The sequence below is a fragment of the Lacrimispora algidixylanolytica genome, from assembly GCF_003609635.1.
GTDB lineage: Bacteria > Bacillota > Clostridia > Lachnospirales > Lachnospiraceae > Lacrimispora > Lacrimispora algidixylanolytica.
Window position 1 is genome coordinate 66,697 of record NZ_MCIA01000003.1, and the last position, 24,869, is coordinate 91,565.

Sequence of the window (24,869 nt, forward strand, 5' to 3'; positions counted from 1 at the left end):
GAGTGTTTATGAAAAAGTTCATTGTTTTTGCATTAACCATATTTCTAATATTCTCAACATTTGCAACGCAAACGTATGCGATGTCAGATTCACAAGGTGAGGCAATACAAGGGTTCTTAGATGAGGCCTGCCGTAAATCAGGTGTACCGGGAATGTCGGTCTCCATACTTGATAACGATGAAGTGTTCTACTTTTCTTCTGGCTATGCGAATCGTGAAAAAGGAGAGTCAGCAAGTGAAGATACATTGTATGAGTTGGCCTCTGTTAGTAAAGCATTTACCGGCTTGGGCATTCTTTTGCTGGAAGAGAAAGGGCTGCTGTCAACCACGGATACAATCCAAACATATTTACCTTGTTTTACGTTAAAGTACCAAGGAAAACCTGTTGATATGCAAAGTGTTACACTGAATAACTTTCTTCACCATACCAGCGGACTAACAAACAGGTGGCATACGAAAGATATTCCACAAGGCAATACACCAGATATGCTTCAAAAGACTGTAAAAAAGCTGGTAGATGCTGAACTTTCATTTCCACCCGGAGAACAGTATGACTATGGAACCGTTAATTATGACGTATTGGGCCTGGTGATAGAGAAGGTCACGGGACAAAGCTATGAAGACTTTATGAAGGAACAGATATTTCAGCCGCTAGGTCTTCATCAGACGTATGTATATAAAGAGGAGGCTAGGGTTACCGGATATTTGGCGCAAGGCTATCGTTCTTCCTTTTTTACAACAACCCCATATCATGCACCGGATTACGCTGGGAATAAACCTGCAGGCTACATCATTTCCTGTACAAAAGATATGGCTCATTGGATGGGCATACAGATGGGGACTGTAAAAGATATACCTGAAATATACCAGACGGTGATTGAGAAATCACATCAGGGTGATAAGTCAGTTTCGGCAGTCAATGACATGTATTATGGGGCAGGTTGGTTGGTAAACGCCGATCAAACCATAATAGAGCACTCAGGGGGCAATCCCAATTTCAGTACACAGGTGTCCATACTGCCAAAGGAAAGGACAGCCATCTGCTTGCTGACCAACGGCGCTAATACCAATATCAGCCTGGTGAAAAACGTTAATGATATATTAGACGGCAATCTAACCCAGTCATATACAATAAGCAGCTCTCAACTTTTGGATATTATCTTGTCATCTCTTACATTTATATTTTGCCCACTGGCGGTCTTGTTGGCTTTCTTAGGGAGACGAAGAACTAAGACATTTGAGAGACGTCCAATGACAAAAAAGAGAATAATCATAACCACTATCTTAATCATTGCTACAATCATTTTATGCTTATTCTCAATGCTGATTGTATCTAATCGGTCAATCATACTTATTTGGCAAACGTATAGTATCCTTACCGCTTTAATCTCTTCCGCATTATTAACGGCAGCCATTGCATGGTCTGTATACACTTACTCATATCAAGCATTGCCCAGGAACTAAACACATTGGAAGCAATTAAATACCTAAATAATAAAACAGCCATAGGTTCAATTCTAAATTGTCCTATGGCTGTTTTATTATAAATATATAGGGTAGCTGTCCCACATTCTTTTAATGTAAGATTGTCTTCCATTTCCCAGTCCGGTACTGAAAATAAGAGATAATATAGTTTACCAGCCACCCAATAGGAACTGCGAACCAAACCATGGCAATGCCAAATCGAGGCGCAAGAGTCACTGCCATAACTACTCGTATGGTCAGATTGGTGAAATTAGCAATGGTAAACATCTTCATATCAGCCGCACCTCGAAGCAGCCCGTCCGTGCTCATCTTAAGCCCGATGAGAACAAAGAAGAAGCCCATAAATCTTAAATACCCAGTTCCAGTTTCATAGGCAAGCTGAGTTCCGCCACCTCCCAAGAACAACCGAACAATGGGAGTGTGAAATAGTTCTAAAATAATACAAGAAGATATAGCAAACAGGAAAACAAATAGATTGGCGGCGTGATAACCTTTCCTTACCCGTTCTGCTTTCCCAGCACCCAGGTTCTGGGCGGTGTAGGAAGACATGGCATTTCCAATGGCAGCCATTGGAACAACGCAAAGGCTTTCAACCCGCATGGCAGAGGAAAAGCCTGCTAACACTTCGCTTCCAAAACTGTTGACCACGGACTGAACCAGAAGCATGCCAATGGCTACTGTAGACTGTTGGAGAATGGAAGGAAGCGCAACCTTGGACATCTCCGAAAGAGCCAAAGGGTCGAATGGTTTCTGAAGATAAGAGGCGTATTTTTTAAACTCTCTAAAGAGGAGTAAGGCAGAAAGTAATACCGAAACACCCTGTGCAATAAAGGTAGCCCAGGCAGCACCGGGGACACCAAGTCCCAAGTGATAAACCATAAAGATGGCCAAAAGGATGTTAAGCAAGGAAGAAAAAATAAGGAGATACAAAGGAATCCTTGATTTTCCTATGGCATTAAATATGGCAGAGATCACATTATACATAAATAAAAAGGGAAGGCCCCAGAAATAAATGTTAAGGTAGTCCGTGGCCATATCTAAAATATTCTCAGGGGTGTTTAAATAAGTCATAAAGCTTCTGCCAAAGATCAGGCCAATGGCAGATAATAAAACGCTGAGGCAAAGAAAGGATAAGAGTGCCGTGGTGGCAGACTGCACCATCTTCTGATAATTTCTGGAACCCAGATAGTGACCTGTGATGACCGCAGCTCCAACGCCACCTCCAATGGCAACGCAGATAAATACATTGGTAAAGGAATAGGAAGCGCCTATGGCGGCCAGGGCATCTTCGCTGACAAATCGGCCTACAATCACAGAATCGGCCATGGTATAAAATTGTTGGAAGAAGTTGCCGATAATCATCGGCACGGTAAAAGCAGCCAGGGCTTTGGCAGGCTTATCATGAATTAAGTATTCTTTGTCCATTCCATACTCCTAAGTTATATTTTTAATGCTTTTTGTCGCATTCGTATTCGCAGATGCGTTCTGTTGCTTCTGCCTCTATGTTGCTCTTTACAGCAAATTCTTGTGCGAATTGGTTGATTGTTTCTTTCACCAGATCAATGTTTACCAGATAATGCATATGGTAACCCATTTTCGTCCCTGTTATGACACCAGCTTTTTTTAATAGGTTCATCTGCTGGGACACCGCAGGTTCGCTGATACCCAGTTTTTTCGATACGGCTCTGACGCAGTAGTGTCGTTCCATCAGAAGCTCTAATATGCGGTATCTGGTGGGATCTGTGATGAGATGGAGGATGGTTATTGGGTCCATAAGGGTTCCTTTCTGTTCTTTATTTAGAATAAAGAGGATTAATCTGATTAAGACTATACTTAATTAGATTAATCCTCTTAATAAGGTTTGTCAAGCTCGTTTTACAGAAGATACCATAAGTTGTATGTTCTTATAGGAAGAAGCTCTTCCATAATAATCAGAAAAAGAATCCTGGACTACCATATTTCTTTCCGCAAGAATGGTTTTGATTTCTTCTAATGAAAAAAGACGGGTTGGGTCACCATAGATGATTTCAGGTTTGCATGCTGGTTCTCCGTATGGAATATCCCAACCTCCATATAGCATGATTCTTTTTTTCGAATCCCATTCAAACATAGATAGGGCAATGGAGGTCTCTCCTGCTTCCCAGGCGTTTTTGGGGAAGCAATGCTCTGCATGTTCTGCATTGCAAATATCCATGAAATGCTTTCCCCCTGGTTTTAGAGCACTTGAAATCACATCAAAGATCTTTAAGTTTTCCATGTCGTTTTCCAGGTATCCAATGGCTCCATCTGCCAGATTTAACACCACGTCAAATTCGTTTTTAAACCTCACGTCCCTAAGATCACTTAAGAGGAACGTAACAGGTAATCCTTTTTCTTCTGCTGTCTTTTTGGCATCTTCTATGTATTCTTTTGTTAGATCAACCCCGACTACATCAAAGCCCTTACTGGCAAAGGAAAGGGAGTGCCGTCCAAAGCCACATGCCAGGTCAAGAATCCGTTCATTTCCCTTTAGTTTCAGGTGATCGATGATAAAATTCACCTGTCTCTCCGTATCCTCCACCCAGGATTGATGTTTTATATCAAGACTCCAACTATGTTTGTACCAATCTGATTTTTTTGCTATCATTATTATTTCCTTTCATCATTGATTGCCGGCATAATCAGTATACCGAAAATTTTGAAAAATACTAGACTTATAATTTTCATTATGATATGATTTTGATAAGAGTGCGGATAGAAATACAGAATTGATTTAGTGCATATTGCACAAAAAAGTGACAGGAAATTGAATGAGTTTGCATATAGATTTCTAAAATTATTCGTGTTATACTACGTTTAGAAAATAGAAGTGTAGTTTGTGACTGGTCAGGCAGGCAAGGTCTACAGGGTTGTAATCACGTATCAGTATTATACGGTGGTGCTCTGTGCTTGTCTTTTTTTTGTTCTATTTGAAGGGGATTATGAAGATTGAAAAAGTACTGAATAACAACATGGTATTAACGTTTAATACTGAGGGAAAAGAAGCAATTCTAAAAGGAAAATCCATTGGCTTTGGTAGAAAAAAAGGCGATGAAGTGGATCGTAAACTGGTAGAACGTATCTTTGTTCAGAATGATAAAAAGGATGCCAGACACTTTGAAGAATACTTTGCAAAGCTTCCCCAAGAATACTGGGATATTAGTGAGCAGACCGTTGATTATGCAAAAAGTGAATTTGGCATACAGCTTAACGAGCGAACCATTCTTACCATATGCGATCACATTGCAGGTGCAGTTGACCGTTACCGGGATGGAATTATACTTCGCAATGCCATGGTTTGGGAAGGAAAGCGATTTTATCCCAATGAGTTTAAGGTTGGACTATATACGGTTGATCTGATTAAAAAAAGGCTGGATATCTCAATGGAAGAGGATGAGGCCATGTTTTTGGCGTTTCACTTCGTCTATGGCCAGTTAAATAAAAAAGAGCCGGAAAACCTTGAATTAATCACCAAGATCATACGGGATATCATTGAGATTGTGGAGACTTCTTTTCAGATTAAGCTTAATGCAGAATCCTGGGACTACAGACGGTTCGTAACACACATTCGATTTTTCGCACAGCGTTTGCTGCAGAATAAGCAGTATGAGACTACCGATGAGGATTGGTTTCATCTGTTAAAGGAAAAGTACCCCAATTCCTATAACTGCATTGTAAAAATAGCTAATTACGTTCATGACCGGTATTACTATGAAGTGGACCGGGAAGAGATGATGTATTTGATGATTCATATAGAGAAAGTAACAAGAGATGTAAATTAAAACTGAGAGTTGGGATTGTTACCAGACGAAATATTGTCTGGGCAGGACCCTGCATAATTAGTAGGCTGCAAGTAATATCGCAGGCTACTTGATGCAGGGTCCTTTTTATGTAATAGGAAATGGCGTCCTATTACATAAAAAGCCCTACCGGGCGGGTTGCACATGACACGCATAAGGAAGATTGCCACTATCGTGTCAGCGTGTCAGCGCTAGAGTCTAGCAAGCCAGACTCTTTGTTCAATGAATGCAAAGACAGCCTATGAATGGGCAGATGTCTTTTCAGATAGACTATCATAAATCAACCTTGTTTGAAGGAGGAATAAATTATGGCATTTAATTTTGCAAAGACCGCAGAAACTGTTCTAGAAAAAGTAGGCGGCGAGAAAAATGTAATAGGACTTACCCACTGTATGACACGTTTAAGATTTGTTTTAAAGGATGGTAATATTCCAAAGGATGCAGAAATTGAAAAGATACCTGGTGTTATAAGGGTAATCCGTCAGGGTGGACAGTATCAGGTTGTTATTGGAAATGAAGTTTCCAATGTTTATAATGAGCTGTTAAAGCTTGGGAAATTTGAAGAGACCACTGGTTCTAATGGCGATGGGCCCAAGGAAAATTTATTCTCACGCCTTTCTGGTTTCATTGCCGGTTGTATGACACCTCTTCTTCCTGCCATGCTTGGTTGTGGTATGATTAAGGTGGTGTTAACTCTTCTTACCACATTTAATTTGGTGGATTCCGCTAGCAGTACCTATATTGCTTTAGAAGCGGCTGGTGATGCCTTCTTCTACTTCATGCCTATTTTACTGGCTATGACAACTGCGAAACGCCTTGGCTCCAATATTTATCTTGCTATGGTTATGGCTGCTTTCCTGCTTCATCCAAAATTAGGAGCTCTTTTGGCAGAGGGCAGCACCACATATTTTGGGCTTCCTGTAACCTCAGCAAACTATGCATCTTCTGTATTGCCGGTACTTCTTATGGTACCGCTGATGGGATACATTGAGCGATTTGCAGATAAGATTTGCCCTAGCCTTGTAAAAGTATTCTTAAAGCCGTTAATTGTTATATTTGTTACAATTCCAGTTGCACTTGTAGTAGTAGGGCCACTTGGCAGTATTCTTGGTAATTATCTGGCTTCGGGAATCAGTCTGTTATATAGTAACGTAGGGTGGCTCGCTATCATGCTCCTCTCTGCTGCAATGCCTTTTATCGTTATGACGGGTATGCACTATGCGCTTCTTCCGATTGCTACTATCGGCATTGCTAGTTTAGGATTTGATGCAATTTTAATTATCACCATGTTTTGTTCCAACTTAGCACAGGGAGCAGCTTCCATCGCTGTTGCAATAAAAAATAAAGATAAAGATGTAAAATCAGCCGCATCGGCAGCTGGTATCTCCGCTATCGTAGCCGGAGTAACAGAGCCAGCTATGTATGGTGTGACACTTAAGTATAAAACTCCAATGATCGCCAGTGTAATCGGTGCGGGAGTTGCTGGACTTTATGCAGGTATCACTCATGTGGTAGCATATTCCATGGGTGGTTCTCCATCGTCTTTATCCATAATTCAGATGATCGGCGGAGACAGCTTTAAAAATATGACCAATGGTATTATTACTCTTTTCATATCTCTTATAGTTACCTTTGTAATGACAATGATTCTTTATAAACCTGAGGTAGTGGAAGAAGATTCCCCAGCAGTTTTAGAGCCAGTGGAAGAGAAAAAACCTTTGGTAGAAACCATTGAGCTGTCCAGTCCTCTTACAGGAACTATCATTCCTCTGTCACAGGTTGAGGATGCGGTATTTTCTGGTGGAATTCTTGGAGAGGGAGTTGCATTAATTCCGGAAGAAGGAAAGGTGTTTGCCCCAGTTGATGGAACCATTAGCGCGATCACCGATACAAAGCATGCGGTAGGAATGACTAGCGATGATGGAGTAGAAATTTTAATACACGTAGGACTTGATACGGTACAGTTAGGTGGCGAAGGTTTTGTTCTTCACTGCAAAACCGGAGATAAGGTAAAAAGAGGTGCTCTTCTTTTAGAATTTGATATGCAAAAGATCAAAGAAGCTGGATTTCCTTTAACAACTCCTGTACTTGTCTCTAATATGAATCAATTTGTCAGCTTGAAAGCCATCGAGAAAAAGCAGGTGAAGGCTGGAGAAACACTCATAACCATTGTCTAATTCTGAAAGAGGTGTGATATGTCTGTATTTACTGAAAACTTTTTATGGGGAGGCGCAGTTGCTGCCAATCAGTGCGAAGGCGCTTGGAATGTAGATGGAAAGGGAATTTCTACTTCTGATGTTTGTACCGGAGGTTCTCATGCGAAATCCAAACGAATCACCAGAACCATAGAATCTGATACCTTTTATCCAAGTCAGGAAGCCATTGATTTTTATCATCACTACAAAGAAGATATTGCAATGTTTGCCGAAATGGGCTTTAAGGTATTCCGCTTTTCCATTGCATGGACCAGAATTTTCCCAACCGGAATGGAAGCGGAGCCAAATGAAGCAGGACTTGAATTTTATGACCGTGTGATTGATGAGTGTTTAAGCAAGAATATCGAACCACTTATCACAATATCACACTATGAGATGCCATTTGCGCTTACAGAAAAATACAACGGCTGGTCTTCTAGAGAGTGTATTGATCTATACGTAAGGTATGCAAAGACTTTATTTAGCCGTTATAAAGGAAAGGTGAAATACTGGCTGACCTTTAATGAAATTAATGCAGGGACCATGTCAATGGGCAGTTTCCTCTCCCTTGGAATCTTAAATGAAGGAACAACGGATTTTACCAATCAGGTTGATGTTCCAAACCTTCGTTTCCAGGGACTCCATCATCAGTTTGTTGCCAGTGCCCTGGCAGTGAAGGCAGGTCATGAGATTGATCCCCAGACAAAGATTGGCTGTATGATTGCTCACATGACCACCTATCCATTAACCTGCAATCCTGATGATATTTTAGAGGCGCAGAAACAGAACCAGATTGCCAATTTATTATGCGGTGATGTTCAGGTTCGAGGGGAGTATCCTCACTTTATGAAGCGCTACTTTAAGGAGCAAAATATCGAGGTAGCTATGGAACCGGGAGATGGTGATATTTTAAAAGAGGGCTGTGTGGATTTCTATACCTTCAGTTACTATATGTCAAACTGTGCGACCGCTTCTAAAGATGTAACAGAGTCCTCTGGAAACATTATGGGAGGAGCAAAGAATCCTTACCTGGAATCAAGTGACTGGGGCTGGCAGATTGATCCGAAGTGACTGCGCTATACCTTAAACGAGATTTACGGACGTTATCAGATTCCTCTTATGGTGGTGGAAAATGGCCTGGGAGCTTACGATACCACTCAGGATGACGGAACCATAAAGGATGATTACCGCATCGACTACCTGAAAAAGCATATCGTTCAGATGGGGGAAGCCATTGAAGATGGTGTTGAGCTAATGGGTTACACTCCATGGGGCTGCATCGATTTGGTCAGCGCATCCACTGGAGAGATGGCAAAGCGGTATGGCTTCATCTACGTGGAGAAATACGATGACGGAAGTGGTGATTTATCTAGAAGAAAGAAAAAGTCATTTGACTGGTATAAAAAAGTAATTGAAACCAATGGAGAAGTATTGGATTAAGCATTACGGGGAGTTTTCATCTATGAAAAAACAAGGTCTGATTGTAGGAATTGTTTTTCTTGCAACAGTGATGGCAGCAGGTTGCGCAGGAGCCGGGAAAAAAGATACGGCTCCTGCCACCACAAAGGCAGAGGAGACTGTGAATGAAGCGGTTGAATCTACCATACAAGATACAGATTCTGATGGGACCATAGTTTCTACGGCATATGGTCCGGTAAAAGGGTTGAAAGAAGGGGAGATCTTAACCTGGTACGGAATTCCATATGGAAAGGAACCATCAGGAGAGCTTCGCTTTAAAGCTCCAGTGAAACCAGAATCCTGGAAGGAGCCTTTGGAGTGCATCTCGCCCTCCAAACCAGCCCTTCAACTTACAGGAACTGAGGTAACTGGCAGTGAAGACAGTTTGCGCCTTACTGTTTATGCAAAAGAAGGAAGTGAGAAGCTTCCTGTTATGGTATTCATTCACGGTGGAAATAACCAGACCGGTAATGCAGGAGAGATTCCAGGGATGGATTTGGTGAAAAACGCTGATTGTGTGTATGTCTCTGTGGATTATCGTCTGGGACTTTTAGGCTTTAACTGCCTTCCGGCTCTTACAAAGGACGGAGGAACCGGAAATTTTGGAATGTTAGATATTGCATCCGCTCTTGACTGGGTGAAGGATAACATTAAGGAATTTGGCGGTGATCCTGAAAATGTGACTATATCTGGTTTTTCTGCCGGAGGCCGTGATGTGATGGCGATGCTCATAAGTCCGGTGTTTGAAGGTAAATTTCAAAAGGCTGTTGCATTTAGCGGCGGCATGACTACCGCAGAGGAAGAATTAAGTGGGAAAAAGATTGCAAAAGCCCTGGCTCCTCTGGTTGTAGAAGATAAAAAAGCGTCCGAAGAAGGGGAAGCAGCGAAATGGCTGATGACCGATGGAGAGGATGTGAAGGAATACTTATATTCCATATCACCGGAGCGCCTAGTCCCTCTTATGGGGAATGCCATGATTCGTATGAGCGTATTCCCCCATCTTTATGAAGATGGAAAGGTGATTCCAAAAGAAGGTTTTGAATCTCAGTCCTATAACAGCGTTCCTTTGATGATGCTTACGGGAAGCTCAGAATTTTCCTTATTCTGCCTCAATGATCCTTATTTTAAAAGTGATGATATGAAGGGATATTCAGAAGATGAGTTAAAGCGTGCCAAAACATTTGCCAGCAAGTATGGAAGTGATATGTACCGTATCTTCAATGCGCAGACCAGTGCAGAAACCATGTACGATCATTATAAGTCTGACATCTATCTCTGTCAGGTGGATTATGGAAGTGATGTTTCGTCTGTAAAGGATTTGGGAGAGTACGGAGCGTTTCACGGAATCTTTGTTCCTATGCTTTCCTCTAAGAATAATTATACAGAAGTTTTCAAGGGAGCATTTGAAAAGCCTGGCTACGCAGCTATGGCGAAGGAATATAACCGGTATCTGGCTAATTTCTTAGCTTCTGGAGATCCAAACGGTGATGGTCTGACTTCTTGGAGCAAATGGTCGAAAGATCAGAAGGTTTCCATGGTATTTGATGGGGATGAATCAAAAGAAATAATTAAACAAAAAGATGTGAGCACTACCTACGAAGACATCATAAAGGCAATGAAGGCAGACACCACCGTTTCCCAGGAAATAAAGGATAAGATGGTGAAAAACGTATTAAACGGCCGTTGGTTTAGCACCGTTTTAGATGAGACATATCAAAATAAAAGCCTTTGGGCAGATGTAGAATAATTCACAAGACCACGCGTCTGAAACTCTTTTTATCTGGGAGTTTCAGACGCTCTTTTTTTGTGGTAGTATAAAGAGGTGTTAGATAAATGAAATCATAAAAGTACGTAGAATGGAGGGGGTACAGTATGGTTAAAATTTTTCTTGCCGAGGATGAGAAAATCGTCCGGGAAGGAATTAAAAATGGGATACCATGGGAGAAATACGGGTTTGAGTTTTCAGGTGAGGCGCCAGATGGAGAACTGGCATATCCCCTGATTCTTAAGACAAAACCTGATATCCTTCTTACGGATATTCGAATGCCATTTATGGATGGCCTGGAGCTTGCTGAGATGGTGAAAAAGGAGCTTCCGGATCTTCATATCATGTTTTTTAGCGGGTATGATGATTTCGAGTATGCTAAGAGAGCTTTAAAGATTGGCGCAGCGGATTATCTCTTAAAGCCAGTGAGCAGCAGTCAGCTTTTAGAGGCTTTAGATCGAATGAGTAAGGCTATTATGCAAAAGAAAAGTGATAAGGGGTATAAGATTGCTTTTTGTGAACAGCAGGAAGAGAGAAAGCGAATGGAGAGGGACAGGCTGTTTGATACCATCGTATCTGGCAAGTTAAGTCTTTCAGAGATGCTTTCAAAGGGCCAGGAGCACAGTCTGCAATTAAGTGCGTCCATGTATAATCTCATCCTGTTTCAGACTCGGGTGTCGGATAATCAGGAGCAGTATTCAGACATGGGAGTTATCTTTGATGAAAAACTTAAGAGGGAATTTGAGGGAGTTTTAGATGTGGTATTATTTAACCGTCTTAGCGAAGGGTATGCCTTTTTAATGATGGGAAATGACCCTTTGGAGCTGGAAGAAAAAATCAAATCTCATTTAGGTAAACTAGTATCTCTTGTTGGAAGTTTTAAAGATATGGAATACTTTGGAGGTGTGGGAACGCCTGTGTGCAGACTCAGCGAGATCAGAAGCAGCTTTAAGGCCGCAAGCAAGGCTTATGCTGGCCGTTATATGCTGGAGTACAATCAGATCTTAAGGGCAGATGAGGTCATAGGCATTCATGAGGATTCCGGTAATATCAGTCTGGCTGGTATAGATATGACCAAATTAAGCAGAGACATTGTCCCCAATTTCCTTCGAAATGGTTCTGTTCCAGAGGTAAGGTATTTTGTAGAGGAGTATATAGAGGCTTGTGGGAACAATTTTGAATCCCTCCTTTTTCGGCAATACATATTGATGGACGTGTATCTGGCGGTCAATGAATTTTTAAATCAGCTTGATATCGACCAAGAGCAGGTGGTGAAAGAATTAGGGGATGCAAAGGCCATGCAACCTTGTACAGGATCAGAGGAGGCCGCGGCTTCTTATGCCAGAGATCTCTTGAAAAAGGCCATTGTCTTAAGAACTGCTTGTTCTCAGAAAAAGTATCGACAAGTTCTTGATAAAGCCAAAGAATATATCTTAGGTCATTATAAGGATGAGAATATATCCCTCAACGTGGTGGCTTCCTGTGTGAACGTCAGTCCCAACCATTTCAGCACTATATTTAGTCAGGAAATAGGAATTACGTTTGTGGAATATCTAACAAAGGTAAGGATGGAGGCGGCCAGAGAGCTTCTTTTAAAGACGGATTATCGGACTTCTGAAATCGGTTATCAGGTAGGGTATAAGGATCCCCATTATTTTAGCTATCTGTTTAAAAAAATCCATGGGATTACACCTAAGGCATTCCGGTCAGGAGGGGAGCATGAAGTGGAAGCATAATTCCATTAAGTCCCAGATCCATCTAATGCAGGCTGTGGTGTTTATTCCGGTTATTATAATGATAGGAATCATTCTATATATGATGGCCTGGCAGAACTGGCAGTACCGACAAAGCATACGGAATTTGACCATGGCAACGGAGTTTAACTTTGACTTTAAATCAAACATTGATTATAAGATGTACCGGATTGTAATTGGGGCGGACTCATTTGATACATTAGATCCTTATGAAGATCTGGAAAATTCCAGAAAGATCTTTGAGCAGCTTAAGGCCTCTACGCCCCAAGAGACCAGCAAAAAGGGGTTAGACGGCCTTCTTCAACTCATTGGGATTTTAGAAAAGAGAATTGATGACATCAGGGGAAGTAGTATCTTTGGTGATTACGATGAGAACATGGAACGGCTGGAAAAGGACATTTATGTTGTAACGGATCTTATAAAGGAATCCATGTCAAATTACATTTATAACGAGACAAAGACGCTAGAAACCATGCGACAAGATTTGGATGACCAGATTAAACAGACTATTGCTCTTTGTATTGTGGTTTGTGCCTATATTATGGTATTTCTCATTGCATCTTTTTCTGCCTTTGGGAAGAAGATTACGGGGCCGATTGAGGAGTTGTGCAGCTATACCATGAAGCTGGCTAACGGAAACTTAAAGGTCAGTGCACCGAAAAGCAAGATTAGTGAAATCCAGACCTTGAGCGATCAATACGATCACATGGTGGTGAGGATTGGGGAATTGATTGAGCATGTCAGGGAGGAGCAGGAGCTTAAGCGGAAGACAGAGCTTAAGTTGTTGCAGGCACAGATCAACCCTCATTTTCTTTATAACACTTTAGATACCATCGTTTGGTTGGCGGAGGGGAAACGTTCTGAGGAAGTGGTGGACATGATTACAGCCCTTTCCCTCTTCTTTCGTACAGGTCTTAACAATGGACGGGATTTTATCACCATACGAGGAGAGGAAGAACATATCAAAAGCTATCTCCAGATTCAACATTTCCGTTACGAGGACATCATGGATTATGAGATAGAGATTGAGGAGGAGATAAAGGATTATTCCATCTTAAAGCTTACCTTACAACCCATCGTGGAAAATGCATTGTACCATGGTATTAAAAATTGCAGAAAAAAGGGAGCTTTAAAGATCAGTGGCTGGATTAAAAGAGATGATATCTTTTTAAAGGTAGAGGACAATGGGATTGGAATGAAACCAGACGAGCTTTTAAAAATGCAAAAACTTGCAGCCAGAAGAGGAGAAGATCTGGACCAGCGAGAAGGATTTGGCATTGCCAACGTTGCGGAGCGTATCCGGTTGAATTTTGGTGAAGCTTATGGGATTTCTATCGAAAGCGAATATGGACAAGGAACGTCGGTGACGGTGCGAATACCAGCAGTTTTAAAACATTAGTAAAATAATCAACTTTTTTCCGAAAAAATCCAACCTATGGTTGGAATAAAATGAAATGCGTAAGAATCTTAACTGTTTTCAAAAGATTTTGCATTGAGAAAAACGTGGGGGAAGATTATGATACGGATAGATACAAACGGTAGCGAAAATGATAGTTTAAATGGAGGGAAAGTTATGAAGAAACGATTTTTAAGTGTATTAACAGTTGCAGTTATGGCCGCAGCTACGATTTTAACAGGATGTAGCGGAACACAGACCGCGGCAACCACAGCAGCACCTGCAGCAACGGAAAGTAAGTCTGATGCAGCAACTACAGAGGCAGCCAAGGCAGAGTCCAAAACAGAGGCGAAAGCAGGGGATAAGAAAGAAATCGTAGTAGGATTTTCTCAGGTAGGAGCAGAGTCTGACTGGAGAACCGCCAATACGGAATCCATGAAATCCACATTTACAGAGAAAAACGGATATAAGTTAATCTTTGACGATGCTCAGCAGAAACAGGAGAATCAGTTAAAGGCAGTTCGTAACTTTATTCAGCAGGATGTAGATTATATCGTAATCGCACCGGTTACAGAGACCGGCTGGGATACTGTTTTACAGGAAGCAAAAGATGCAGGGATTCCGGTTATCATCGTTGACCGTATGATTAATGTATCAGATGATTCCTTATATACCGCATGGGTTGGTTCTAACTTCCTTCAGGAAGGTTACGATGCAGTGGGCTGGCTTGATGAGTACTTAAAGAAGACTGACCGCGCCGACAAAGATATCAATATCGTAACCATTCAGGGAACCATCGGTTCTTCTGCACAGATTGGTCGTACCAATGGCGTGGAAGAGAAGATGAAAGATCATGCAAAATGGAAAATGTTAGAGCGTCAGACTGGTGAATTCACACAGGCAAAGGGTCAGGAGGTTATGGAATCCTTCTTAAAGACTTATAATAATATTGATGTTGTAATTGCAGAAAATGATAACATGGCTTTTGGAGCAATTGATGCGATCAAGGCAGCAGGAAAAACCTGTGGACCTAAGGGTGATATCACAGTCATTTCCTTTGATGCTGTTGCAGCCGCTTTTGATTCTATGATTGCTGGCGATATGAACGTATCCGTAGAGTGTAATCCTCTTCACGGACCTAGAGTTTCTGAAATCATTGGGAAACTTGAAAAGGGCGAGACTGTAGAAAAGATCGCTTATGTAAAAGAGGGCGTATATCCTGCAGATACAGCAGCCGCAGAAAAACCAAAGAGACAGTATTAATGAATAAGGACCGGCGATGCCGGATGCAGGCATAGGCTGGATAAACAGGTGTTGGGTCACGGAGGACTGGATATTTTAGTCCTCCGCTCCACACCTTTTTTTATCCTTAAAAATGCCCATACGGCAGTACAGCAAAGGAAAGGAAGGATCAATTATGCCAGGTGAACACGTATTGGCCATGCGCAACATAACAAAAACGTTTCCAGGGGTTCAGGCTCTGTCCCATGTGAATTTTACCCTTAGAAGTGGTGAGATTCATGCACTGATGGGAGAAAATGGAGCAGGAAAATCCACCCTCATAAAGGTTCTTACAGGAGTCGAGGAGTTTGAAACGGGAGAGATTACTTTAGTAGGAGAAAAGAGCGCTATTATCAATCATTCTCCTCAGGAGGCACAGGAGCGGGGTATTAGTACCGTATACCAGGAGGTCAATCTCTGTCCCAATCTTTCCGTGGCGGAAAATCTCTATATTGGCAGAGAGCCAAAACGAGCTGGCATGATTGACTGGAAGACCATGAATCGAAAGGCGAAGGAGCTTTTAAAGAGCCTTAAAATTGAGATTGATGTGACCAAATCCATTGATAATTATTCCATAGCCCTTCAGCAGATGATTGCCATTGCAAGAGCCGTGGATATGTCTGCTAAGGTTTTGATTCTTGATGAACCAACCTCTTCCTTAGATGACAACGAAGTGGAGAAGCTGTTCACACTTATGAAGCGCCTGAAATCCGAAGGGGTTGGAATTATATTTGTAACACATTTCTTAGAGCAGGTCTATGAAGTCTGTGACCGAATTACGGTGTTAAGAAATGGTGGCCTTGTGGGAGAGTATGAAATAGAAAAGCTTCCAAGGGTTCAGCTTGTAGCAAAGATGATGGGAAAGGATTTTGATGATCTGGCTTCCATTAAGAAGGAAAAAGAGGAAGGGAGAGTCCGTGAGGATGTGGTCATTGACGCACATGGAATCGGACATCAAGGTTCCATTAAGCCTTACGATCTAAAGATACATAAAGGTGAAGTTGTGGGTCTGACTGGTCTTTTGGGTTCTGGTCGTTCTGAGCTTGCCAGAAGTCTTTATGGGGCTGATAAGCCAGACAGCGGGGAGCTTAAAGTAAACGGAAAAGCAGTAACCGTCAATAAGCCGCTGGATGCCATGATGGCTGGAATGGCATACCTACCAGAGAACCGAAAGGAAGAAGGAATCGTTGCGGATCTGTCCGTTAGGGATAACTTAATCCTGGCTCTTCAGGCGAAAAAGGGCATGTTCCACCTCATTGGTAAAAAGGAACAGGAGGAGCTTGCACAGGAATATGTAAAGTTACTCCAGGTTAAAACTGCCAGTCTTGATACTCCGATTAAAAGCCTGAGCGGAGGAAATCAGCAGAAGGTCATCTTAGGGCGCTGGCTGCTGACCAATCCAGATTTTCTGATTTTAGATGAACCTACAAGAGGAATAGACGTAGGCACGAAAACAGAGATACAAAAGCTTGTGGTGAAACTTGCGGAGGAGGGGAAATCCGTAATGTTTATTTCATCGGAAGTAGAGGAAATGCTTCGTACCTGTAACCGTATGGCAGTGCTTCGGGACGGGGAAAAGGTTGGCGAGCTAGAAGAACATGAGCTTGACCAAAACCAGATTATGAAGGCGATAGCAGGAGGTGGAGGAGATGAATAAGTGTATGGCATTTGTAAAGAAGCTGACGGGAACACGGCTTTTTCTACCTATATTCTGCCTCTTTCTCGTATTGTTGTCAAACCTGATAAAGACACCTGGATTTTTTGAAGTCAGCCTTAAAAATGGGGTTTTATACGGCTACATCATAGACGTTATCAACCGAGCGAGTGATTTGGTAATTCTGGCGGTTGGAATGACACTGGTAGTGGCTGCTTCTGGAGGTACGGATATCTCCGTAGGAGCTGTAATGTCAGTAGCAGGAGCCGTTTGCTGCTTTATCTTATCAGGTGGACAACAGACTGTGAATGAATTTCAAAATCCTTATCTTTTAGGGGTGATGGCAGCGATTATTGCTGGTATTTTATGTGGCAGCTTTAATGGATTTTTAGTGGCAAAGATGAAGATTCAGCCCATGGTAGCCACCTTAATCTTATTTACGGCTGGCCGAGGAATTGCACAGCTTATTACAAAAGGTCAGATTACTTACATACGTGTGGAATCTTATAAGAAGTTAGGTTCCAGCATTCCGGGGATTCCAATTCCTACTCCTGTATTTGTGGCTCTTATTGTGGTACTTCTCACTTATGTGCTGTTAAAGAAGACTACATTAGGTGTGTACATACAGACCGTAGGAATCAATTCAAAGGCGTCCAGACTTATGGGAATTAATTCAACCATGATCATCTTCTTATCCTATGTATTTTGTGGACTTTGCGCCGGAATCTCTGGTCTTGTGGCTTCTTCAAGAATCTATTCGGCAGATGCCAATAACATTGGACTTAACCTGGAACTAGATGCAATCCTTGCGGTAGCTTTAGGTGGAAATAGTTTAGGAGGCGGTAAATTCTCTCTTCTTGGAAGCGTAATTGGTGCCTATACCATTCAGGCCTTAAGCACCACTCTTTATGCCATGGGAGTATCTCCTGACCAGATTCCAGTTTATAAGGCAGCCGTGGTAGTTATAATCGTTGCCCTACAATCCACAGAACTTAAGAGAATGGTGAAACGGCTGCAAACAGAACGTGTAGCAGGAAAGAAGGTGGCCTAGATGAAGAAAATGGGTAAATTAGACGGAAAAGTATTCCTTCTCATCATTACGATCGTTCTTTTCGTAGCCATGTATCTGGCCGGTATCATCATTTTCAATAGCAAGGGCTTTGCAAAACCTCAGGTATTTTTAAATCTGTTCATATCCAATGCCGGTCTTATCGTAATTGCGGCTGGAATGACCATGGTCATGATAACAGGAGGTATTGATATCTCCGTTGGATCTGTGGTAGCACTTGCCTGCATGATGCTAGCTTGGATGATGGAGATTAAGGGCATGGGTGCAGTTCCAGCTCTGATTATCGTATTAATTATGGGTTTGGTATTTGGTTTGATTCAGGGATATCTGATTGCATATCTAAAGCTTCAACCCTTTATTGTCACCTTGGCAGGTATGTTCTTTGCCAGAGGTATGACAGCCATCATCAGTCAGGATATGATCAGTATAAAGAATGAACTGTTCTTACAATGGGCGAAAAGTAAAATCAACTTACCCTTTCTTGGTGGGGCAGTCAATAAAAAGGGTGTGGTAAATTATCCTTTTATTTATCCTAGTGTAATCATTGCCCTCGTGATTTTGGTTCTAGTGTTTGTGGTTTTAAAGTATACAAAATTTGGTCGGACCGTCTATGCCATCGGTGGCAGTGAACAGTCGGCTCTTATGATGGGAATTAATGTGAGACGTACCAAGCTTTACGTATACGTGATCAATGGATTTTTATGTGCCCTTGGAGGATTTCTCTTCTGCTTAAATACCTGTGCCGGATTCGTAGAGCAGGCAAAGGGCTTTGAGATGGAAGCCATTGCATCAGCCGTTATTGGTGGTACCTTGCTGACTGGAGGTGTAGGCAATGTATTTGGAAGTTTGTTCGGAGTACTAATTAAAGGTACCATCGAGACCTTCATCACCTTCCAGGGAACACTTTCTTCCTGGTGGACTAAAATTACCATTGCTGCGTTATTGGCATTCTTTATTATTCTTCAAAGTCTGTTTGCAAAGGCAAAGGAAAAACGATAAGAGACTGTCACAAAAAAGTCTTGCGGGAAAAAATAGTATAAAAAATACGTCTTGGTTGGCTTATAAAAGTCAGTATCAAGGCGTATTTTTTCGTTTCCATGTGATCTCATTTATAAACTGCCATAGCAGATTTATGCTGTGAATACTTTTTATGAGAATGGTAGTATTATGGTTCATTCCTGTATTCGCTGGGGCTGATACCGTAGACATGCTTAAAAGTCTTGCTAAAATGAAACGGATCAAGGTAACCCGTAAGCTGGCTGATATCTGCAACGGATAGCTCTGGATTGCGAAGGAGCTGTTTTGAGATGCTTAGTCTGTGGTTTCTTAAATATTTGGATTGGGTGATTCCAGAATACTTTAAAAAGATCTTACTTAAGTAGGGTACTGAAAATCCAAATTCCGAGGCCAGTGAGCTAAAATCAATCTGGTTTTGATAATTCTTATGGATGTATTCTTTTACCAGTTCTACAATCTCCTTTGCCCTGTTTGGAGAGTGAAGCAGAGTGGCGGCGTCAAACTGATCTCTGGTTGCGAGAAGCTTGGTCTCTAGGGCAGATAAGGTGATGGCCAGCTCGTCATAATTAACAGGTTTTAGTAAATAGTTGCTGACTTCATACCGCATGGCTTCTTTTGCATATCCAAAGTCATTATAACCGCTTATGATGACAAAGAGAATAAAGGGATATTTTTCGTGAACTTGTTTCGCCAGTGCAAGCCCATCCATCTCCGGCATTCGGATATCCGTAACAATGACATTGGGCAGATGTTCTTCTGCAAACTTAAGGCCCTCCAGTCCGTTGGAAGCAATCCCAACCACTTCAAAGGAGGGGTTTAGTTGTTCGATTTTTTTGGCAATGTTTTTGGCAATTAAGGATTCATCTTCGACTACTAGCACTGAATATCTCATGGAATGATACCTCCTATGACTACAATTGCTCCGTGGGGCACGTTGTTGCTTAATTTAAAGATGTGCTTGCCCTGATATAAAATCTTGAAACGGATGTATATGTTCATCAGTCCCATTCCGTCTATTTCCAGGTTGGGAAGTGCGCTATTTTTCTCAATAAGAGCAATCTTTTCCTGGAGATCATCAAGATCTTCTTTCGTAAATCCTGGCCCATTATCCTTAATCTGAATCTCCCAATAAGTGTTTGTAAGAATTCCTAAAATCTTCACATTCCATGGGGGGCTTGATTTCGTGGAATACTTAATGGCATTCTCCACGATCAATTGAAGACAAAGTTTAGGAAGACGAACCTGAAGCATTGCTTCTGGAATATCAAATTCAAATTGAAGGTTTTCATGGTATCTGATTTTCATACATTCCAGATAATCTTGGGTGTGGGACAGCTCATCCTTTAGTGAAACAAGCTGTTCCTCGTCAGAGGAAATGTATCTTAGGATTCGTGAAATGGTCTGGCACATCATGATGATTTCGTGATTCATATTTTCATCGGCCATGGCCTGTATGGTCGCCAGGGAATTGTATAGAAAATGGGGATTCATCTGGGCCTGGAGTGCCAGCATCTTGGACTGCATGTCACTGTTTTGAAGCTGCAGTTCCCTTTCCATGGAGGTTCTGGCCTGCTTTTGCATTTTTAAAAGGGCCTGATATAAAATGTTTAATTCCGTGATGCCAAGCTCCATTTCTTCAAACGCCGTGCCTTTCTCTTCTCCTGTAAGCTGAAAGGCCCTTACCTGATTGTATATCTTATAGAGCGGGGTGGCGATTCTTTTGGATATCATATAGGAGACCATAACCGTTACTACCATGACGAAAAACAAAAGCATTAAGCTGGCAGAAACATATTGGTAGATGGGATGCATCAGCATCTGGTTATCAATGATCAGTGCGGTGATAAAACCGGTATAATCAGAGGTGGTATATATAATGTATTTATTCTCTGACTTTAAATAAATAGGTGTCTTGCTTAAATCCTTTGATGGGTTGTTTAATTGTTCTGTTATGAGGTTGAAGTATAGTTCTTGATTTTTGATCCCCCCAGTAGAATAGACGGTATTTCCATTGGGACTGTAGAGATAAACCTCCTCGTCATAGGGACTTGCAAAGGCGGTAATTGCATTGGCTACGCTTTTAAAGGATTTCTTAACCTCCACAATGCCCTGAGGAATATTGAGAGGGCTGTAAAATACCCGACAGAGGGAAATGAAGTTGTTGTCTCCGGGATAGGAATAGTAGTGGCCCAACTTGTCATCTTTTTCACAATAAATATACTTTTTACCTTGTAATTGTGTAACTTGGTCATACCAGTCCCGGCTGGAGGCGCTTTCTTTAGAGGTGGTATTGTCAAGGCCCACGCCGAATTTCCCGCTGTCTAGGGAATAGAGATAAGTCTGATCCGCAGGAGAGTTTGGTCCGATCATTGCAATAATCAGATCGTAAAGGATTTTCGTATTATTGATGTTTTCATAGATCTCATTGGAGCTTAAGGTGCTGTCCTGATAATTGAGATAGGTTCCGAACTTTTCTTTTATGAGGTTGGAATATATGATATTCTGGGATACAGTATCCAAATCGTGAATGACCGATTCAAAGTTGTCCATAATGATGGCGGCATTGTTTTGAAGCGTGGAAAATGCACTGGTTTTTAGCTTCGTCGTTTCGGTTGCAATGGTGTGAATGGTAAATGAAAAGATTACAACGATAAATAAAGCAGTATAAGGGAGGAAAAGCGTCTGCATTATGCTTTGTTTTTTTTGATTTTTCATTATAATTGCTGCCTTTTTGGGCTCTCCTTCCCCGGTTTTTTTCTGTTGGTTAAAAATATACATGAAAAAGGATCGAAATGTTCATTCAAAAATGTCTATATTACACTATATAATACAGATAACAAATAAAAAGTCAATATAAAATTTTGGGGAGGTATTTTTATGAAGCTTAGAAAGTTAGCTGTATTAAGCCTTACAATGGCAGCCGCACTTGTCTTTTCCGGATGCTCTAAGGTGGAGAGCGGGACAGCAGGAAGCAATGCTGCAGGTGGGAGTTCGTTAGAAGAGACAAAAGCCTCATCTGCACAGGGGAAAGACAATGTGACCATATCTTTTATGGCCAGCCAGGACTGGATTCAGGATGCAGAAATCGAACTGTCAAAGAAATTCACTGAGGAGACTGGAATTAAAGTGGATTATCAGATCATTCCTTCTGACCAGTACGTCAACCTTTTGATGACGAAACTTAATACCGGGGAATGTACCGATATCTTTGGAGCTCAGAGTGGAAAGTTTGATATAAAAGCTCAGATCAACGTGGAGAAGAATGCCATGGATTTAAGTGGAACATCCTGGGGCGGTCAGGTGGAGCCACTGGTAGCCGACGAGCTTTCGGTAGACCATAAACTATATGGTCAGCCAATTCAGGATGTCTCCTCTGTATGGGCTATTGCTTATAATAAGCAGATCTTTCAGAAATTAAATCTGGAAATCCCAAAGGATTATCAAAGCTTTACAAAGGTTTGTGATGCCATTGCGGCAGCAGGAATCACTCCAGTATACGAATGTGTTTCCGATGGCTGGCATCACACCCTGTGGCTTCCAGAGGCAGGTGTTCAGGCAGAGAGTAAAGAGCCTGGAATCGTAGAGAAATGGAATGAGAACAAGGCAACGTTTGAAGGGGATACAACCCTGACCACAATCTTAAACCAGATCAATGAAATGGTATCCAAAGGCTACTGGGGAGAGGATTACATGTCAAATACCTATGCAGATTCTGCAAAGAATATTGCCTCAGGAACGTTTGCCATGACAATTGCAAACCAGGGATTTGGTGTAGAAGTCAATAAGATTAATGCTGAGATTGCTGTAGATGATATTGGTTATTTCGTAATTCCACTTGCTGACAACCAGACCTTAAATGTCAACCCGGCAGGACCGGCAAGATTTGTATTCAGTGGTACCAAGCATAAGGCAGAGGCTGAGCAGTACCTGGAATTCCTTGCAAAAGAAGAGAACCTGACATACTTAACTGAGAATGTTGGTAAATTCAATAAGCTTCCTTTTAAGAATGCAAAAAGCAGGTACACAGAAACCGTTCAGGAGTTTTACGACCGTTACCCCAACAAAGGAACTGTAGTTCAAACCGCTGTAAAATACGTGAATCCTCAGTGGAGTGAGATGGGAGCAAATCTTTCGGCCATGATCGTAGGCGAGATGAAACCAGCTGAAGTATTAAAATCCATTGATGAAGTAAGAGCACAGCAAGCAAAGGCAGCAGGGGACCCTGCGTGGAAATGACAACCTGGAATTCTCTTTAAGGTGAGTGAATACAATGAATAAAAATAAGATATACCCTATGTGGTTTGCCGTATTGGCACTGCTGATCTACTCGGTTTTATTTGTCCTTCCTGGTCTCATTGGAATCGGATATTCCTTTACGGACTGGTCCTCTTATTCAAACCAGCTTCATTTCGTTGGACTTGAGAACTTTAAAACCGTCTTTTCTGCAGATGAGAACTACCTAAAGATTATTAAGAATACCCTGGTATTCACTCTTGGGACAACAATTATTAAAAATATCTTGGGACTGGCACTGGCAGTGCTGCTGACGAAATCCATCCGGTTACTTAATTTTCACCGGGGAGTCATGTTTTTGCCCTCAGTGCTGTCCACCTTGATCCTTGGTATGATTTTTACTTCCATACTAAATCCATCTTCCGGATTATTGAATACGTTCTTACGGGAAATTGGGCTGGGGGGGCTTGCAAAGCCCTGGCTTACCAGCCCCCACTACGCCTTTAAGTCCGTAATGGCAGTGGACATCTGGAGAGGAACCGGATACATCATGACAATCTTAATTGCCGGTATCCTATCCATCTCTCAGGATTATTATGAGGCTTGCAGTATTGACGGAGCCTCATCCTGGCAGAAGTTTCGGTTTATTACACTGCCCCTGCTTCTTCCTACCCTTGCTACCACAACCGTTTTGAATGTAATCTATGGGCTTAAGGTCTTTGATATGATCTATGCCCTGACAAATGGAGGTCCGGGTAAGGCGACCACAGAGGTTTTATATACCGCTGTATTTAAAAAGTTCGGGACAGGTCAATATGCCATAGGTACAGCTTTATCTTCTGTCATGTTTGTATTTATGGTAGTAATTGGATTCTTTATGATCCGCATGATGACGAAAGACGAGGTGCAGGAGTGATGAAGGCGAAAAAACAGGCGGCATCCATTGCCGCCAATGCTGGGGCGTGGCTGATTACAGCAATTTCACTTGTTCCATTTCTGCTTATTTTACTAAACTCCTTTAAGGACAGTTTAGGGGCCTCTGAAATGAATCTTAAGCTTCCGGGACTTCCACTCCAATTAACAAATTTCCTGGTAGTGGTGGAAAAAGGGAAGCTCCTTACTTCTTTCTTTAATAGCTGTATCTATTCGGTGGCAAGTGTTTTTCTTTGTACAGTATTTGCCTCTATGGCTTCTTATGTGTTTTCAAGAAACCGGTCCAAGATAAACCGTATCTTATATCTTTATATGGTGCTGGGAATCACCATGCCGGTCAATTATGTGGCACTGACCAAGGTCATGATGCTCTTTCATCTAAACAATTCAAGACTTGGTATTGTGCTTTTGTATACGGCCATGCAGTTGCCATTTTCCATTTTCCTGATCCATGGTTTTGTGGCAAAGCTGCCCGTGGAGCTTGATGAAGCTGCAGTCATTGACGGATGCAGCCCGATGCGATTATTTGTTTCTGTTATCCTGCCTCTTTTAAAGCCTGCTATTGCAACGGTGGTGGTACTCACCTTTTTAAATACTTGGAATGAGTTTGTATCCCCCCTTTACTTTTTAAGCAGCTCCACAAAGTGGCCCATGACATTGTCGGTTTATAACTTTTTTGGAATGTATTTTAAGGACTGGAATCTGGTTTGCGCCGATATTTTCCTGACCAGCCTGCCAGTAATCCTGGTTTATCTCCTGGGACAAAAATATATCGTATCTGGTATGACAGCCGGAGCCGTGAAAGGATAGGT

At 41.8% G+C, this 24,869-nt stretch carries 18 protein-coding genes and 1 pseudogene; 14 read left to right on the plus strand and 5 right to left on the minus strand.

What is annotated here, in order from left to right; translation table 11 throughout:
- The first annotated feature begins 8 nt into the window (after nt 1–8).
- On the plus strand, nt 9–1,463 hold the full coding sequence (locus BET01_RS03750; protein ID WP_120195433.1) for a serine hydrolase domain-containing protein: 1,455 nt from the start codon (nt 9–11) through the stop codon (nt 1,461–1,463).
- A 111-nt stretch (nt 1,464–1,574) separates the two neighbouring features.
- On the opposite strand, the gene BET01_RS03755 is transcribed toward BET01_RS03750, so the two are convergent.
- The 3 genes from BET01_RS03755 to BET01_RS03765 all read right to left on the minus strand — a co-directional run bounded on the left by BET01_RS03755 (nt 1,575) and on the right by BET01_RS03765 (nt 4,110).
- Nucleotides 1,575–2,909: an MATE family efflux transporter gene (locus BET01_RS03755; RefSeq protein WP_120195434.1), complete on the minus strand. Its 1,335-nt coding sequence runs from the start codon at nt 2,907–2,909 to the stop codon at nt 1,575–1,577.
- A 22-nt stretch (nt 2,910–2,931) separates the two neighbouring features.
- On the minus strand, nt 2,932–3,258 hold the full coding sequence (locus BET01_RS03760) for an ArsR/SmtB family transcription factor (RefSeq protein WP_120195435.1): 327 nt from the start codon (nt 3,256–3,258) through the stop codon (nt 2,932–2,934).
- 90 nt (nt 3,259–3,348) lie between these two features.
- Nucleotides 3,349–4,110, minus strand: a complete 762-nt coding sequence (locus BET01_RS03765; protein WP_120195436.1) for an SAM-dependent methyltransferase — start codon at nt 4,108–4,110, stop codon at nt 3,349–3,351.
- Nucleotides 4,111–4,444: 334 nt separating this feature from the next.
- Here BET01_RS03765 and licT point away from each other — a divergent pair, with 334 nt between their 5' ends.
- The 10 genes and pseudogenes from licT to BET01_RS03815 all read left to right on the plus strand — a co-directional run bounded on the left by licT (nt 4,445) and on the right by BET01_RS03815 (nt 18,873).
- A complete protein-coding gene (gene licT / locus BET01_RS03770; RefSeq protein WP_120195437.1) occupies nt 4,445–5,284 on the plus strand; it encodes a BglG family transcription antiterminator LicT in 840 nt (279 codons plus the stop codon).
- A gap of 326 nt (nt 5,285–5,610) precedes the next feature.
- Nucleotides 5,611–7,479 carry a beta-glucoside-specific PTS transporter subunit IIABC gene (locus tag BET01_RS03775; RefSeq protein ID WP_120195438.1) on the plus strand — a complete coding sequence of 623 codons (1,869 nt, stop codon included), beginning with the start codon at nt 5,611–5,613 and terminating at the stop codon, nt 7,477–7,479.
- An 18-nt stretch (nt 7,480–7,497) separates the two neighbouring features.
- Nucleotides 7,498–8,937: pseudogene (locus BET01_RS03780) on the plus strand (glycoside hydrolase family 1 protein).
- 22 nt (nt 8,938–8,959) lie between these two features.
- Complete coding sequence (locus tag BET01_RS03785) at nt 8,960–10,702, plus strand: carboxylesterase family protein (protein ID WP_120195439.1); 1,743 nt, start codon at nt 8,960–8,962, stop codon at nt 10,700–10,702.
- 125 nt (nt 10,703–10,827) lie between these two features.
- On the plus strand, nt 10,828–12,456 hold the full coding sequence (locus BET01_RS03790) for a response regulator transcription factor (protein ID WP_120195440.1): 1,629 nt from the start codon (nt 10,828–10,830) through the stop codon (nt 12,454–12,456).
- Nucleotides 12,440–13,873: a sensor histidine kinase gene (locus BET01_RS03795; RefSeq protein ID WP_158584978.1), complete on the plus strand. Its 1,434-nt coding sequence runs from the start codon at nt 12,440–12,442 to the stop codon at nt 13,871–13,873. Before BET01_RS03790 ends, BET01_RS03795 begins: the two co-directional genes overlap by 17 nt.
- 174 nt (nt 13,874–14,047) lie before the next feature.
- Complete coding sequence (locus tag BET01_RS03800; RefSeq protein ID WP_120195528.1) at nt 14,048–15,133, plus strand: ABC transporter substrate-binding protein; 1,086 nt, start codon at nt 14,048–14,050, stop codon at nt 15,131–15,133.
- 154 nt (nt 15,134–15,287) lie between these two features.
- On the plus strand, nt 15,288–16,808 hold the full coding sequence (locus BET01_RS03805) for a sugar ABC transporter ATP-binding protein (protein WP_120195442.1): 1,521 nt from the start codon (nt 15,288–15,290) through the stop codon (nt 16,806–16,808).
- On the plus strand, nt 16,801–17,856 hold the full coding sequence (locus BET01_RS03810) for an ABC transporter permease (protein ID WP_207667558.1): 1,056 nt from the start codon (nt 16,801–16,803) through the stop codon (nt 17,854–17,856). Before BET01_RS03805 ends, BET01_RS03810 begins: the two co-directional genes overlap by 8 nt.
- Nucleotides 17,857–18,873 (plus strand): ABC transporter permease subunit, encoded by a 1,017-nt coding sequence (locus tag BET01_RS03815; protein ID WP_120195443.1) that lies wholly within the window; start codon nt 17,857–17,859, stop codon nt 18,871–18,873.
- A 166-nt stretch (nt 18,874–19,039) separates the two neighbouring features.
- Here the strand turns inward: BET01_RS03815 and BET01_RS03820 are convergent, their stop codons facing one another.
- On the minus strand, nt 19,040–19,783 hold the full coding sequence (locus tag BET01_RS03820; protein ID WP_120195444.1) for a response regulator transcription factor: 744 nt from the start codon (nt 19,781–19,783) through the stop codon (nt 19,040–19,042).
- A complete protein-coding gene (locus BET01_RS03825) occupies nt 19,780–21,606 on the minus strand; it encodes a sensor histidine kinase (protein WP_120195530.1) in 1,827 nt (608 codons plus the stop codon). Before BET01_RS03825 ends, BET01_RS03820 begins: the two co-directional genes overlap by 4 nt.
- Nucleotides 21,607–21,768: 162 nt before the next feature.
- Here BET01_RS03825 and BET01_RS03830 point away from each other — a divergent pair, with 162 nt between their 5' ends.
- The 3 genes from BET01_RS03830 to BET01_RS03840 are packed head-to-tail and all read left to right on the plus strand — an operon-like array spanning nt 21,769 to nt 24,867.
- Nucleotides 21,769–23,127: an ABC transporter substrate-binding protein gene (locus BET01_RS03830; RefSeq protein ID WP_120195445.1), complete on the plus strand. Its 1,359-nt coding sequence runs from the start codon at nt 21,769–21,771 to the stop codon at nt 23,125–23,127.
- 34 nt (nt 23,128–23,161) lie between these two features.
- Nucleotides 23,162–24,040 (plus strand): carbohydrate ABC transporter permease, encoded by an 879-nt coding sequence (locus BET01_RS03835; protein ID WP_120195446.1) that lies wholly within the window; start codon nt 23,162–23,164, stop codon nt 24,038–24,040.
- Nucleotides 24,040–24,867: a carbohydrate ABC transporter permease gene (locus BET01_RS03840; protein ID WP_120195447.1), complete on the plus strand. Its 828-nt coding sequence runs from the start codon at nt 24,040–24,042 to the stop codon at nt 24,865–24,867. The genes BET01_RS03835 and BET01_RS03840 overlap by 1 nt, the downstream gene beginning before the upstream one ends.
- Nucleotides 24,868–24,869 lie beyond the last annotated feature (2 nt).